Annotated in this window: 14 protein-coding genes; 9 read left to right on the top strand and 5 right to left on the bottom strand. The window is 70.4% G+C overall.

Annotated features, from left to right (window positions below; translation table 11 throughout):
* The first annotated feature begins 85 nt into the window (after positions 1 to 85).
* The gene (locus tag ACOKM3_RS35900; protein ID WP_426905416.1) at positions 86 to 652 is read left to right on the top strand and encodes a DUF5134 domain-containing protein; all 567 of its coding nucleotides are present in this window, start codon (positions 86 to 88) and stop codon (positions 650 to 652) included.
* 56 nt (positions 653 to 708) lie between these two features.
* Here ACOKM3_RS35900 and ACOKM3_RS35895 read toward each other — a convergent pair whose 3' ends face one another.
* Positions 709 to 1,932, bottom strand: coding sequence for an RNA-guided endonuclease InsQ/TnpB family protein (locus tag ACOKM3_RS35895; protein WP_426905415.1), 1,224 nt, complete (start codon positions 1,930 to 1,932; stop codon positions 709 to 711).
* Positions 1,933 to 2,196: 264 nt separating this feature from the next.
* Here ACOKM3_RS35895 and ACOKM3_RS35890 point away from each other — a divergent pair, with 264 nt between their 5' ends.
* From ACOKM3_RS35890 to ACOKM3_RS35880, 3 genes are all read left to right on the top strand, one after another.
* Positions 2,197 to 3,132, top strand: a complete 936-nt coding sequence (locus tag ACOKM3_RS35890; RefSeq protein WP_426905414.1) for a M56 family metallopeptidase — start codon at positions 2,197 to 2,199, stop codon at positions 3,130 to 3,132.
* A gap of 96 nt (positions 3,133 to 3,228) precedes the next feature.
* Positions 3,229 to 3,909 carry a phosphatase PAP2 family protein gene (locus ACOKM3_RS35885; protein WP_426905413.1) on the top strand — a complete coding sequence of 227 codons (681 nt, stop codon included), beginning with the start codon at positions 3,229 to 3,231 and terminating at the stop codon, positions 3,907 to 3,909.
* Positions 3,910 to 3,942: 33 nt separating this feature from the next.
* Complete coding sequence (locus tag ACOKM3_RS35880) at positions 3,943 to 4,638, top strand: HAD family hydrolase (protein ID WP_426905412.1); 696 nt, start codon at positions 3,943 to 3,945, stop codon at positions 4,636 to 4,638.
* Between the two features lie 63 nt (positions 4,639 to 4,701).
* Here the strand turns inward: ACOKM3_RS35880 and ACOKM3_RS35875 are convergent, their stop codons facing one another.
* Positions 4,702 to 5,181, bottom strand: a complete 480-nt coding sequence (locus tag ACOKM3_RS35875) for a hypothetical protein (protein WP_426905411.1) — start codon at positions 5,179 to 5,181, stop codon at positions 4,702 to 4,704.
* Between the two features lie 198 nt (positions 5,182 to 5,379).
* On the opposite strand from ACOKM3_RS35875, the gene ACOKM3_RS35870 reads away from it, so the two are divergent.
* Positions 5,380 to 6,096 (top strand): TetR/AcrR family transcriptional regulator, encoded by a 717-nt coding sequence (locus ACOKM3_RS35870; protein ID WP_426905409.1) that lies wholly within the window; start codon positions 5,380 to 5,382, stop codon positions 6,094 to 6,096.
* On the opposite strand, the gene ACOKM3_RS35865 is transcribed toward ACOKM3_RS35870, so the two are convergent.
* Entirely contained in the window at positions 6,084 to 7,583 is a 1,500-nt protein-coding gene (locus tag ACOKM3_RS35865) for an LVIVD repeat-containing protein (RefSeq protein WP_426905408.1), read from the bottom strand. The genes ACOKM3_RS35870 and ACOKM3_RS35865 overlap by 13 nt on opposite strands.
* Positions 7,584 to 7,691: 108 nt before the next feature.
* On the opposite strand from ACOKM3_RS35865, the gene ACOKM3_RS35860 reads away from it, so the two are divergent.
* From ACOKM3_RS35860 to ACOKM3_RS35850, 3 genes are all read left to right on the top strand, one after another.
* Positions 7,692 to 8,336 carry a DUF305 domain-containing protein gene (locus ACOKM3_RS35860; protein WP_426905407.1) on the top strand — a complete coding sequence of 215 codons (645 nt, stop codon included), beginning with the start codon at positions 7,692 to 7,694 and terminating at the stop codon, positions 8,334 to 8,336.
* 80 nt (positions 8,337 to 8,416) lie between these two features.
* Positions 8,417 to 9,763, top strand: coding sequence for a ferredoxin--NADP reductase domain-containing protein (locus ACOKM3_RS35855; protein WP_426905405.1), 1,347 nt, complete (start codon positions 8,417 to 8,419; stop codon positions 9,761 to 9,763).
* Between the two features lie 87 nt (positions 9,764 to 9,850).
* Positions 9,851 to 11,236 (top strand): nucleobase:cation symporter-2 family protein, encoded by a 1,386-nt coding sequence (locus ACOKM3_RS35850; protein WP_426905404.1) that lies wholly within the window; start codon positions 9,851 to 9,853, stop codon positions 11,234 to 11,236.
* On the opposite strand, the gene ACOKM3_RS35845 is transcribed toward ACOKM3_RS35850, so the two are convergent.
* The gene (locus tag ACOKM3_RS35845) at positions 11,156 to 11,530 is read right to left on the bottom strand and encodes an ArsR/SmtB family transcription factor (protein ID WP_426905403.1); all 375 of its coding nucleotides are present in this window, start codon (positions 11,528 to 11,530) and stop codon (positions 11,156 to 11,158) included. The two genes, ACOKM3_RS35850 and ACOKM3_RS35845, sit on opposite strands and share 81 nt — an antisense overlap.
* Positions 11,531 to 11,729: 199 nt before the next feature.
* Between ACOKM3_RS35845 and ACOKM3_RS35840 the strand changes: the two genes are divergently transcribed.
* Positions 11,730 to 12,812, top strand: a complete 1,083-nt coding sequence (locus ACOKM3_RS35840) for an NADH:flavin oxidoreductase/NADH oxidase (RefSeq protein ID WP_426905402.1) — start codon at positions 11,730 to 11,732, stop codon at positions 12,810 to 12,812.
* Positions 12,813 to 12,876: 64 nt separating this feature from the next.
* Here ACOKM3_RS35840 and aztD read toward each other — a convergent pair whose 3' ends face one another.
* The gene (gene aztD, locus ACOKM3_RS35835; RefSeq protein ID WP_426905401.1) at positions 12,877 to 14,076 is read right to left on the bottom strand and encodes a zinc metallochaperone AztD; all 1,200 of its coding nucleotides are present in this window, start codon (positions 14,074 to 14,076) and stop codon (positions 12,877 to 12,879) included.
* Positions 14,077 to 14,101: the final 25 nt, after the last annotated feature.

Genomic DNA, 14,101 nt, shown 5'->3' with positions numbered 1-14,101 from the left:
CCGCCCGCCCGGGCATCTCCTGGACGGGACACCAACGACGAGACGTGACGACGAGACGGATCAGACGGACAAGATGGGGGACCCCGTGCACGGACCGCTCTCGGCCGCCTGGCTGCTGGTCGCGCTGTGCGCGGCGACCGGCGCGTACTGCCTGCTGCGCCTGCGCAGCGACGTCGAGGAGCAGCGCCGTACGGCCGGCGGCGAGGCCCTGATGGGATTCGGGATGGCGCTGATGGCCGTCCCCGCGGCGGTGCTCACGCCGCCGCACTGGGCGTGGCTGCTGTACGCGACCGTGTTCGGCGCCGCCGCGCTCCGCGCGCTGTGGGCCTCCCGGACGGGCACCCACCACCTGCACCACCTGGTGGGCACCTTCGCCATGGCGTACATGGCGGTGGCGATGGCCGTACGCCCGGCGGCGCACGCGCACCACGGCGGCGCGGGCGCCCCGGCGCTCACGGGCGCCCTCCTCCTCTACTTCACCGTCTACGTCCTGTGGTCGGGCGCCCGCCTCGTTCCCGCCACGACGACCGCGCCGGCCGGGGCGACCGGGACGGGAACGGCGCCCGCCGGCTGGGGCGATCGTCCGGAGCTGGCGCGGGCGTGCCGGCTCTCGATGGGGATCGGGATGCTGGCCATGCTGCTGACGATTTGACATGCTCCTCGCCATGAAGGGCGAGGGTTCCGGGCTTCTTGATCGGAACTGTGCCGCTACGCGGCACGGTTTCCGGTCTTGAATCCGTGGCTTCCTGTTTCTTCGCGCTGTGCCAGAACGGGTTCTGGTCTTACCGGCGCTCCGCAGGCCGATACCGCCAGTCCGGCGGCCTTCTTGATGTTGATCGCGGCGTTGACGTCCCGGTCATGGACCACGCCGCAGGCGGTACACGTCCACTCCCGGACTTTCAGGGGTTTGGGTCCGTCCTTGACGCCGCAGGTGGAGCAAGTCTGGGAGGTCGGCTCGAACCGGCCGATCTTCACCAGGGTGCGGCCATACCGTGCCGCCTTGTACGCCAGCATGCCAACGAAGGTCGCCCATCCGGCGTCGTGCACGGACTTGGCCAGCCTGGTGCGCGCCAGCCCCGCCACCGACAGGTCCTCCACGGCGATCCCTTGGTTCTCGGAGATCAGCCTCGTGGAGAGCTGGTGGTGGAACTCGCGGCGTGCGTCGGCAACCCGGGCATGGGCTCGGGCAACTTTGAGACGGGCCTTGGCCCGGTTTTTGGATCCCTTCTGTTTGCGGGACAGCTCCCGCTGGGCCTTCTTCAGCTTCTTCTCCGCGCGCCGCAGGAAGCGCGGAGAGTCGATCTTCGTGCCGTCGGAGAGGACGGCGAAGTTGGTGAGTCCGAGGTCGATGCCGATGGTGCGGTCGGTTGCCGGCATCCGCGCATGGTCGGCGGCAGGGTCGGTGTCGATCACGAAGGAGGCGAAGTACCGGCCTGCCGCGTCCTTGATGACGGTGACCGAGGTGGGGGTGGTGGGCAGGGTGCGGGACCACTTCACCTTCACCGCGCCGATCTTCGGCAGGTTCAGGCGGCCGCTGTCGGTGATGCTCCAGCGAGCGTTGGCAGTGAACCGGACCGACTGCCGGGCATCCTTCCGGGACTTGAAACGGGGCGGGCCAAGCTTCGGCCCCTTACGGGCGCCCTTCAAGGAAGCGAAGAAGTTGCGGTAGGCGGCCTCGGCGTCCCGCAGGGACTGCTGGAGCACCACTGCGGAGACCTCACCCAGCCAGGACCGTGAGGTGGTCTGCTTCGCCTGGGTGATCACAGCGCGGGGCAGCTCCCCGGCCGTGGGGGAGGGCCGCCCTGCCTTGCGGGCCTCTTCACGGGCACGGACCGCGTCGTTGAACACGACTCGGGCGCACCCGAACGCCCTGGCCAGCGCGGCCTGCTGAGCGACGTCGGGGTACAACCTGAAGGCGTACCGGAGCTGCATGACGATCACACTAGGCATGTCGAACTCCCGTCACCACTGGGCACATTCGAGCGACCCATCACCGTCACGAGCAGCGTCCGGCTCCGCCGGAACACCACCGCGACGCTCCGCGTCGCTACCACCGGATTCACTTCACCCCCGGCCTGAAGGCCGGAGCACTGCGAATAAATACCGGTAGCGCGCCGACCAACGAAACCGTGGCGTGCGTCACTTGACGCCCCAGGCCATACCCGTGGGTAGCGCTCGCCTCATAGGGTGACGGCCATGACGGTCCCCGTAGCGCTGTTGCTGCTCGGCGCCCTTGCCGCCCTGGTCGCGCCACGGCTGCTCGCGCGCGCGAACTGGACGGAGCGGGAGCCGATCGTCGCGCTGTGGGCGTGGCAGTGCGTGGTGGCGGGTGTGCTGCTGTGCTGTGTCCTGTCCATGACGTTGAGCGCGGCGGCGGCCTGGGGCGCCGTGCGTGGCCATGTGTTCGCGGCGGCGCCGCACGGGGTCGTGGACGCGTACGCGCTGCGCGCGGCGGGGCCGTGGGCGGCGACCGTAGCCGTGACGCTCGCCCTGGGCGGGGCGTGGACGGCGGCGATGCTGGTGCGCGAGGTGCGCGGCGCGCGGGCGAGGCGGCGCGCGAGGCGGGTCGAACTCCTGGAGCGCGCACCGCTGTTGCCGGGCGAGGAGCCGGGCCCCGACCGCCTCGTCATCCTGGAGGGCAAGCGCCCCGACGCCTGGTGGATGTCGGGCACGACGCCCCAACTGATCATCACCACCGCCGCGTTGCAGCGCCTGAAGGGGCGTCAGCTCGATGCGGTGCTCGCGCACGAGACGGGTCACGCGCGGTGGCGGCACGACTGGCTGCTGCACTGCTCGGGCGCGCTGGCCTCCGGTTTTCCGCAGGTTCCGGTGTTCGCCTCGTTCCGGGACGAGATGCACCGGCTTGTCGAGCTGGCGGCGGACGACGTCGCATCGCGCCGCTTCGGGCGCATGAGCATCGCGCTCGCGCTGGTGGAACTCAACGAGGACCGCGGGGTGTTCGGCCCCTGCCCGACGCCGCACGCACAGGTCCCGCAGCGTGTGCACCGACTGCTGGCGCCGCCCTCGCGTCTGACGCCCGCGCACCGGCTGCGTCTCACGGCGGCCGCGGCGCTGATCCCGCTGGTCCCCCTCCTGGTCACGTTCGTCCCCGCGCTGCGGGCGCTGGGATAGCCGCGGGCGCTGGGACCGCGGGACAGCGGAACAGCACCACGCCGAGCCGTCCACCGGGATGGCCCGCGCGGCGCCCGATGGGCGAGGATCTTTCCCATGCACCCGGTACGGCTCGACTCCCCGCCCCGACGCCCCCGACGCGTCCTCGCGCTTGCCACCGCACTGGCCCTGCCCTGTGTCCTCCTGACCGTTCTGGTGGCGATCCGGTGGAGCCCGCTGATGGGCCTCGACCGCGACATCGCCCGCTCACTGCACGGCCGGGCCCTCGCCGAACCCGGCGTCACGCAGGTCAACCGCGTGCTGACCGACTGGGTGTGGGACCCCTGGACCATGCGGCTCCTGTGCACGGTGATCGTGCTGGTCCTCGTCTGGCGGCTGCGGGACTGGCTGCTCGCGGGCTGGGTGGCGGCCACCTGTCTGGTCGGCACGCTGCTGCAACAGGGCCTGAAGGCGGCCGTCGACCGGCCGCGCCCGGCCTGGCGCGATCCGGTGGACTCGGCGCACTACGCGGCGTTCCCTTCGGGACACGCGATGACGGCGACCGTGGTGTGCGCGCTCGTCCTGTGGCTGCTGCGGCGGTACGCAGCCGGGCGGGCGCTGTGGCGCACCGCGTTCGCGCTCGCCGTGGTGTCGGTGCTCGGCGTCGGACTGACCCGTCTGTGGCTGGGGGTGCACTGGCCGTCGGACGTGCTGGCCGGCTGGCTGCTCGGGGCGCTGACGGTGACGCTGTCCACGGCGGCGTACGGCAAGTGGGCGGCGCCCAACGCCCGTGCTTGACCCGTGCGTTCGGTGCGCCGGAGGATCGAGGGCATGACGATCAAAGCCGTGCTGTTCGACTTCTCCGGGACGCTCTTCCGCATCGAGTCCGCCGACTCCTGGCTGCGCGCCGTGCTCGACGAGACCGGACTGACCATGCCCGCCGAGGAGTTCGACCGCGCGGCCCGCGGCCTCGAGGACGTGGGGGCCATTCCCGGCGGCACCACGCACCAGGTCAACGTCCCCGAGCACCTCGCCGAACTCGTCGCCGTCCGCGACGTCGACGCCTCGCGGCACCGCGCCGCGTACACGGGCCTGGCCCGCCAGGTGCCGCTGCCCGACGAGCGGCTCTACGACGCCCTGTACGACCGGCACATGACGCCCGCCGCCTGGCAGCCCTACCCGGACACCCGCGAGGTGCTCGCCGGGCTCCGCGAACGCGGCGTACCGGTGGCCGTGATCAGCAACATCGGCTGGGATCCGCGCCCGGTCTTCGCCGGTCACGGCCTCGACGGGTTCATCGACGCGTACGTCCTGTCGTACCGGCACGGCGTCACGAAACCGGATCCGCGGCTGTTCGCGGCGGCCTGCGAGGAGTTGGGCATGGCGCCCGGCGACGCGCTGATGGTGGGCGACGACCGGCACGCGGACGGCGGAGCCGCGGAGCTGGGCTGCGCGGTGCACTTCGTGGACCACCTGCCCACGCAGGACCGACCGAACGGTCTGCGACCGGTGCTCGACCTGATCTGAATCCGTCGTCCCGCCCGGCGTCCCCCGACGCCGGGCATGGCATGGCATGGCATGGCTGTACGGCTACACGCCGTCGGGGTCGGCGCTCCCGATCTCCGATGCCTGCCCGCTCACGGACTGGAATCCCGCGATGCGTTCCTCGGCCGCGATCCTGAGCCGCTCCGTCTCGGCGTCGAGGTCGTTCTTCCGGCGCTGCGTGGTGGCCTCGATCTTGGCCTTGGCGACGGTGGCAGCGGCCGTGAACGAGGCGGCCACGGCGCCGCCCGCCAGGATCTCGTTGACGATCTCCGGTTCCGCCGCGCGCTTGAGCGCCTCATCGGCGCTCTCGATGGGGCGGGGCTTGGGCTTGCGTGCTCCGATGTGATCCCAGGCATCGTCGGGCACCCCTGCTATGTCCCCGCCCCCGAATGCCCCGTCGTACTCCTCCGCGGGCTCCTGGCCTACGGGCTCCGCGCCGTCCGGGGACTCGCCTTGTTCCGCCTTGAGCAGGGCATCCGCGATGTCCTGCTCCGCAGCGCCGGGGGGTGAGTGTTCGTCAGCCACGAGCACAGTTTGCCCCAACCGCGCTTGCGCAGCGCAGTTTTCCGACACAACTCGGGGCAATTGAACGAGCCGTATTCCGACGATCCCCCGCGTCGCCGGAATACGGCCGCCCTCCCGCACACACCACACCCCGAAGGGCCGGTGGCCGGGAAGCGCTGAGTATAGTTGGCTCTGAGCCAGTCAACGCAGGAGTCAAGAATGTCCCCCCGCAGCGCATCGGTCAATGAGGAGTTGCGCCGACGTTCCCGCGAACGGCTCCTGCAGGCGACGTTGGAGCTCGTCGGGGAGCGCGGGTACGACGCGACGACGCTCGGCGACATCGCGGACCGCGCCCGTTCGGCGCGCGGTCTGGTGTCCTATTACTTCCCCGGGAAGCGGCAGTTGTTGCAGTCCGCCGTGCACCGGCTGATGCACCGCACCCTTGAGGAGACGCTGGAGCGGGAGCCGCGGCCCGGCCTTGACGACGGGGACGAGCGGCTTGCCCGCGCCATCGACGCGATTCTCGGCCTCGCCCGCGATCAACCCGTCCTCATGCGCACGCACATGGCGGGGATTTTGCAGGCCGAGGGCTTTGTGCAGTGTCCTGAGCAGCAGCGGCTCGCGGCGCTGCTGCGCGACACGGTCGTGCGGCACGGGACGCTCGACGTCGACACGGACTATCCGCTGCTGCGCGCCTTGTTGATGGGCGCCGTGTTCTCGCTCCTGGTGCCCGGCGTGCCGATGCCGATGACGGCGCTGCGCGCCGAGCTGTTCCGCCGCTACGGCCTGGAGTGGCAGTGGGGCTTCCCGCCGGACGACGAGGATGACGCGTCGTCCGACGAGGGCCCCGCTCACAGCAGACCGGCCGATTTCTCGCGCTACTTCGAGCCGCTGTCACCGGCCGTCAATGGCGAGCGGACCAGTCAGCCGAAGTAGTCCGGCTGCGTCTGGACGTTCAGCTCACCCAGGCGGATCTTCTTCGCCGGGTCGGTGCGGGCGTCGTCGACCTTCAGGACGTCGAAGCCCTTCGCGATGTCGTTCGAGTAGATGTAGCCGTTGTAGTAGTACGCCGACCACGAGCCGCCCGTCGTCATCGTGTCCGTGGTGAGCGGGCCGCGCTCGAAGTAGCCGATCTCCTTGGGCTTCGCGGAGTTCGTGAAGTCCCAGACGGAGACGCCGCCCTGGTACCAGGCCTGCACCATGAGGTCCTTGCCCTTGACCGGGATCAGCGAACCGTTGTGGGCGACACAGTTCTCGGTGTCGGCCTGGTGGCGCGGGATCTTGAAGTAGCTCTTGAAGACGAGCTTGCGCTTGTCACCCTTGCCGGTGATGTCGTAGATGCCGTCGGCGCCGCGGTCGGGACCGATGGCCTCGTTGCAGGTGGCCGCGCCACCGCCGCCCAGCTCGTCGGTGAAGACGACCTTGTTGGCCTTCTGGTTGAAGGTCGCCGAGTGCCAGAACGCGAAGTTGACGTTGTCCTGGACCTGGTCGATGACCTTCGGGTTCTCCGGGTCGGCGATGGAGAACAGGATGCCGTCGCCCATGCAGGCGCCCGCCGCGAGGTCCTTGGAGGGCAGGACCGTGATGTCGTGGCAGCCGGTGGTCTTGGAGACACCCGGGTTGGTCGGCGCGCCGGGGTTGCCGCCGCCGTCCGCCCCCTCACCGGGGAAGAGCACCGGGAAGTTCACCACGGCCGCCTTCTGCGGCGCCTTGCGGGGCACCTTGATGACGGAGATGCCGTCGTGCGGCGGCTGGCAGTCCGGGAACGTCGCGCTGGGCGAGTACGAGGAGACGTACACGTAGACGTTCTTCTTCTCCGGCACCAGGGTGTGCGTGTGCGAACCGCACGCGGTCTCGACGGCGGAGACGTACTTCGGGTTCGCCTTGTCGCTGATGTCGAAGACCTTCATGCCCTCCCAGGACGACTTCTCGGTCGCCGGCTGGGTGGTGGAGGCGCAGGAGTCGTCGCTGCGGGAGCTGTCCGTGGACAGGAACAGCAGGTTCCCGGAGACGGAGACGTCGTTCTGGGAGCCGGGACACAGCACCTGGGCGACCGTCTTCGGCGCCTTCGGGTTGCTGATGTCGAAGACACGGAACCCGTCGTAGTTCCCGGCGAAGGCGTACTTGCCCTGGAAGGCGAGGTCCGAGTTGGTGCCGGGGAGCGCTTCCTTGGGGATGTTGGTGACGTGCTGGATGTTGTCCGAGTGGACTATCTCGTCCTGGCCGGGTATGTCGCCGGCGGATATCGCCTTCTCGACCTCGGCCTCGGTGCTCTTCGAAACGCTCTTGGGGGCCGACGACTTGTCGCCCGGGTCGGGCGTCGCCGATACGGGTCCCGCGGCGAGCAGCGCCGCGAGGAGTCCGACTGCCGCTGTGGCAACTCCCAGGCGTCTGCGCCGCGTTCGGGGGGAGTACAGGGTCACTGTTGTCTCCTTGGGTGACGGTGACTTCGCTCGTACGTGAACGATTCACGGATCTCCCCGAGTATCGTCTTCCTCATGCACAGATCAATAGCTGGCAACGCAATCGTCATGAAAGTTGCTGCCGTCGCACTGATGACGGTGTCGGCGCTGGCATTGACCGGGTGCGACTCGGGGGGTTCGGACGACGCTGACAAGGCCAACTCCCCTGCGTCCGCCGGGCCTTCGGTCATCGCGCCGGGCAAGCCGGGCGACGTGGCCGAGACCTTGTCGGCCAAGGACGCCGAGCGGCGCGGGTCGGACGACACCCCGAACTCCGCCGATGTCACTTACGCGCAGATGATGATCCCGCACCACCAGCAGGCTCTGAAGATGACCCAACTGGCCGCGAAACAGGCCAAGTCGGCGAAGATCAAGGCGCTCGCCGAGCGGATCACCGCCGCGCAGGGTCCTGAGATCGAGACGATGCGCGGCTGGCTGCACAAGTACGGTCGCGACACCGCACCCGAGGGCCACCAGGCGCACGGCGCGATGCCGGGGATGGCGACGGAGTCCCAGCTGAAGAAGTTGCGGGCCGCCCGGGGCGAGGCCTTCGACGAGCTGTTCCTGAAGCTGATGATCACGCATCACCAGGGCGCCGTGACGATGGCCACGGAGGTCAAGAGCGGCGGGAACAACGTGCAGGTGGAAGAGATGGCCGACGACGTGATCGCGCAGCAGACGAGCGAGATCGACCGGATGCGCGACATGTCCTGAGCACGGCCGCGCCCCCTCCCCCACCGCGCCTCCCGGTGTCATGCTGAGACACATCAGCACCCCGGCGGAGGGAGCCTCCCGTGCCGCACATCGCTGTCGTCGGCTCGGGCCCGAGCGGGGTCTACACCGCGCAGGGCCTCGTGGGGCAGGGCCGCGTCCCGGACGTCCGCGTCGACGTGCTCGACCGGCTCCCCTGCCCGTACGGCCTGGTGCGCTACGGCGTCGCCCCGGACCACGAGAAGATCAAATCGCTGCAGAACAATCTGCGGGCGGCCCTGGAGGACGAGCGGGTCCGCTTCCTCGGCGGGGTGGAGATCGGCCCGGCGCTGCCGCCCGCCAAGCTCCTGGAGCTGTACGACGCGGTGGTGTACTGCGTGGGCGCGGCGGCCGACCGTCGGCTCGGGGTGCCGGGCGAGGACCTGCCGGGCAGCTGGTCGGCGACCGACTTCGTGGCCTGGTACAGCGCCCACCCGGACGCGATCGAGGACGGCTTCGTACGCGGCGTGCGCACGGCCGTCGCCATCGGCGTGGGCAATGTGTCGGTGGACGTGACGCGGATGCTGGCCCGCGGTGTCCCCGAGCTCCTGCCCACCGACATGCCGCGCGCCGCGCTCGACACCCTCGCGGCGAGCGAAATCCGGGACGTGCACATGGTGGGCCGGCGCGGCCCCTCACAGGCCCGCTTCACCACGAAGGAGCTGCGCGAGCTGGGCGGCCTCCCGGACACCGAAGTCCTCGTCGACGAGCGCGAGTTGGCGCAAGACCCGCTGTACGCGGACCCGTCCACGCTGCCCGCCGCCCAGCGGCGCAACGTGGAGGTGCTGCGCGGCTGGGCCGCCGAGCCGCCACGGGGCGCGCGCCGCCGGATCCATCTGCGGTTCTACCTGCGGCCCACCGAGCTCCTTGCGGGCGACGACGGCCGGGTGACCGGGGTCCGCTTCGAGCGGACGCGGCCCGACGGGCACGGGGGCGCGACCGGCACGGGACTGTTCGAGGAAATCGGCGCGGAGCTGGTGCTGCGGTCGGTGGGCTACCGCGGTGTGCCCATGGAGGGCCTCCCGTTCGACGAGAGCAGCGGCACCGTGCCGCACCAGGCGGGACGCGTGCTGCGGGACGCCCGGGTGGCGCCGGGCGAGTACGTCGCCGGATGGATCAAGCGCGGCCCGACCGGCGTGATCGGCACCAACCGCCCCTGCGCCAAGGAGACCGTGGCGTCCCTCCTGGACGATGTCCCCGCCCTCGTACGCAGCGGGGGTGCGGCGCGGGATCCGCTGAGCGGTCTGATCGCGGCCGGGGCGCGGCCCGTGCAGTGGGACGGGTGGCGGGCGATCGAGCGGGCCGAGGCGGAGTTGGGGCGGGGGCTCGGGCGGGGCTCGGTGAAGATCCCCGACTGGGAGGGCCTGTTGGGCGCGGCACGGGGTTCGTAGACAACCCAACGCGGTTCAGGGGCGAGGACACGTACCGGCAACACAACGGAAATCAACAAAACGTTCAAGCTCATTACGTTCTCGTGCATGACAACGCACCCCGTGGACCAGGTCCCGCCCGCGCGCCAGTTGGCGGCGTTCGGACTGCAGCACGTTCTCGCCATGTACGCGGGAGCGGTCGCCGTGCCGCTGATCGTGGGCGGCGCGATGAAGCTGTCGCCCGCCGATCTCGCGTATCTGATCACCGCCGACCTGCTGGTGTGCGGCATCGCGACGCTCATCCAGTGCGTGGGTGTGTGGCGCTTCGGCATCCGGCTGCCGATCGTGCAGGGCTGTACGTTCGCGGCCGTCTCGCCGATGGTGCTGATCGGCACGACGGGCGGCGGGCTTCCGGCGATCTACGGGGCGGTGATCGTCGCGGGCCTCGCCATGATGCTCCTCGCACCGGTCTTCGGGCGGCTGCTGCGCTTCTTCCCGCCGCTGGTCACCGGCACGGTGATCCTGATCATCGGCCTGTCACTGCTGCCGACCGCGGGTACGTGGGCCGCGGGCGGCTCGGGCGCGAAGGACTTCGGTGACCCGAAGAACATCGGGCTCGCGGCGCTCGTCCTGGTGCTCGTACTCGGCGTGCAGCGGTTCGCGCCGCCGGCCCTGAGCCGGGTCGCGGTGCTCGTCGGCATCGTGGTGGGCACGGCGGTGGCGATACCCACCGGCTTCACGGACTTCTCCGCGGTCGGGGAGGCGCACTGGTTCGGGATCAGCACGCCGTTCCACTTCGGCGCCCCGGAGTTCCACGGGGCGGCGATCGTGTCGATGCTGATCGTGGCCCTGGTGACGATGACCGAGACGACGGGCGACTTCATCGCGGTCGGCGAGATGACGGGCCGGCCCGTGGACCGGCGCGCGCTCGGCGACGGGCTGCGCGCCGACGGCTTCTCGACCGTGCTCGGCGGCGTCTTCAACACCTTCCCGTACACGGCGTTCGCGCAGAACGTGGGCCTCGTCGGCATGACGAAGGTGCGCAGCCGCTGGGTGGTCGCCGTCTCCGGCGGCATCCTGATCCTGCTCGGGCTGCTGCCGAAGCTGGGCGCGGTGGTCGCCGCGATCCCCTCGCCGGTGCTCGGCGGCGCGGGCCTGGTGATGTTCGGAACGGTCGCGGCGAGCGGCCTGCGGACCCTGTCGAAGGTGGACTTCGAGGGCAACAGCAATCTGACCGTGGTGGCGGTCTCGGTCGCCGTCGGCCTGCTCCCGGTGGGCGTGCCGACGATCTACGAGCACTTCCCCAACTGGTTCCAGACGGTGATGGACAGCGGCATCAGCGCGGGCTGCCTGACGGCGATCGCACTGAACCTGCTGTTCAACCACCTTCCGCAGAAGGCGGGTTCGGGCGGATCAGCTGTCGCCGAGCCGGTTCTCCTGCCGGGCAGCCGCGTCGAGCACGGCGTCGAGAAGGCCGGGGAAGAGCGCGTCTAGGTCGGCCCTGCGCAGGCCGTTGAGCTTGGCGGTCCCCCGGTAGACCTGCTCGATCACGCCGGCCTCGCGCAGCACGCGGAAGTGGTGCGTGGTGGTCGACTTCGTGACGGGCAGGTCGAAGGCCGAACAGGACAGCTCGGCCTCCGCCGAGGCCGCCATCTCCCGGACGACGGCCAGGCGCATCGGGTCGGACAGCGCGTGCAGCACCGCTTCGAGCCGGATCTCCGTACGGGCGGGGTGCGCGAGCGTGCGGCCGCCTGCGGCGGTCTCGGTGTGCGGTGCTGCGGCCGTCATGGACGACTCCCCTTTGCGGTCCGTGTGGAGCGGCGTGGTGCGGATGGCTCGATGCCTGCGATGCGGGCGTCGCCTCACGGCCATTGTACGAGAACCATCGTAGTTTGACATCCGCCGTACTACGGTGGCTATCGTACTAGGGAGGTCCTCGCCGCGATCCGCGAGGCAATTCCGCGATCCACACCGAATGGAGTCCGCCGTGAGCGCACTGTTCGAGCCCTACACCCTGCGGTCCGTGACCATCCCCAACCGCGTGTGGATGCCGCCGATGTGCCAGTACAGCGCGGCTCCCGAGGGTCCGTTCACCGGCGCTCCGAACGACTGGCACTTCCAGCACTACGGGGCGCGCGCCGCGGGCGGCACCGGCCTGATCATCGTCGAGGCGACGGCCGTCTCCCCCGAGGGCCGCATCTCGCCGCAGGACCTCGGCATCTGGAACGACACCCAGGTCGAGGCCTTCCGCCGGATCACGTCCTTCCTGAAGTCGCAGAACACGGTGCCGGGCATCCAGCTGGGTCACGCCGGCCGCAAGGCCTCGACCGACCAGCCCTGGAAGGGCGGCGCGCCGGTGGGCCCGGACGCGTACGGCTGGGAGGCCGTCGCGCCCAGCCCGGTGCCCTTCGACGAGAAGCACCCGGTTCCGGCCGAACTGTCGGTCGAGGGCATCAAGGAGGTCGTCCAGCAGTTCGTCGACGCCACCCGCCGCACCCTGGAGGCCGGTTTCGAGGTCATCGAGCTGCACGGCGCGCACGGCTACCTCATCGGCGAGTTCCTCTCCCCGCACTCCAACAAGCGCACCGACGAGTACGGCGGCTCCTACGAGAACCGCACCCGTTTCGCCCTCGAGGTCGTGGACGCGGTCCGCGAGGTGTGGCCCGAGGAGCTTCCGCTGCTCTTCCGCATCTCCGCGACCGACTGGCTGGAGGAGGGCGAGGGCTGGACCGCCGACGACACCGTCCGGTTCGCCGCCGAGCTGAAGGCCCACGGCGTGGACCTGATCGACGTGTCGACGGGCGGCAACGCCGCGGGCGTCCGCATCCCCCTCGGCCCCGGCTACCAGGTCCCCTTCGCGGCCCGTGTCCGCAACGAGGCAGGGGTGCCGGCCGCCGCGGTCGGCCTCATCACCGAGCCCGAGCAGGCCGAGAAGATCCTCGCCAACGGTGAGGCCGACGCGATCCTCGTCGGCCGCGAGCTCCTGCGCGACCCGTCCTTCGCCCGCCACGCGGCACGCGAACTGGGCTCCGAGAGCCACGTTCCCGACCAGTACCACCGGTCGGTCTGAGCGAGCGCCCGTACGCCCCCGCGGTCCGCCGACCGCGGGGGCGTACGCGTGTCAGCGCCCCGCGTCAGTGCCCGGCCACCGTGCCGGACAGCTCATTGGTGCTCTTCGGCAGCTTCACGGACGTGAGCTTCTTGCCGGTGTCCAGATCGATGGCGTGCAGGGCCTTCTCGCCGGGGTCGGAGACGTACGCCGTGTGCTCGCGGACGAACAGTGTGGGCCGGGGCTGCTGCCAGTCCAGGGGTTCCCGCCACTCGCCGACGGCGTCGATCTTCTTCTCGATCTTCCCGGTGGCGGGATCGATGACGTGGATCTTCCCGTCGGTGCCGAGCACCAGCGCCTCGCCCTCCGGCCCGCGGGCCAGCGAGCGGAACGAGTAGCTGGTCCCCAGGTGGACCAGGCGGAGCTTCTTCTTCTCCGTGTCGACGAGGGAGACGCGGGTGGGGCGTTCCAGCTCAGCCTCCGCGTCGGTCTTGTAGTCGCCGAGGAGGACCGGGGAGGCGTCGCTTCCGGCCTGGTTGCCGATGCGGCCGTAGTCGTCGGGGGCGTCGATCTTGGTGAACTCGCCGTCCTTGTAGATGAGGATGCCGTCCTCGCAGCCGACGCCGATCGCCTCACCCTCGGCCGCGGCCTCGCCGTGCACGCCGGGGCACTTCTCGTTGCGCGCGATCTCCTTGTTGTCCTTGTCGAGGACGAGCACGCCGGTGCGTGTCTCCTTGTCGCCCAGGGTGCTGAGGAGTTCGCCGTTCTCCAGCTCGATGGCCACGCCGTGGTGGGCCTCGGCCGAGGCGTAGGTGCGGCCCTTGGGCTTCGTGCCGCTGTCGAGGTCGGCGGGGTCGAAGACGTTGACCTCGCCGGTGCCGTCGGTGAAGAGCACCGTCTTGCCCGCGTGCCGGACGACGTGGCCCGGCTCGGAACCCTTGTACGTGATGTCGGTCAGGCGCTGTCCGGCGGCGTCCAGGACGCGGAAGCCGCTGTCGGTGGAGACGACGACGTGGTCCGCGTCGCCTGCCGGGTTGAGGCGGTTGAAGCCCGGCAGCTCGATCGTCTTGGCAAGCTTCAAGCTCTTGCCGTCGAGTATGTAGAGGCCGCCGTCGAAACCGGCGACCAGTGGATCCTTGACCGCGGCGGCGGGTGTGGCGCCCTTGGCCTTGGACGAGGCGGTGGTGTCGTCCTCGCTCCCGCAGGCGGTCAGCACCGTGGCGAGGGCGAGGGCGCAGGCCGTTCCCCCGAGGGCTCTCCTGCGGGTTGTCGGGGTCGTGTTCACTTGTGTTCTTCCTTCCCTGTCGAAC

It is taken from the genome of Streptomyces nidicola (assembly GCF_050106155.1).
GTDB lineage: Bacteria > Actinomycetota > Actinomycetes > Streptomycetales > Streptomycetaceae > Streptomyces.
Note: the sequence above shows the minus strand (reverse complement) of the source record. Positions and strands in the feature narration are given on the sequence as shown.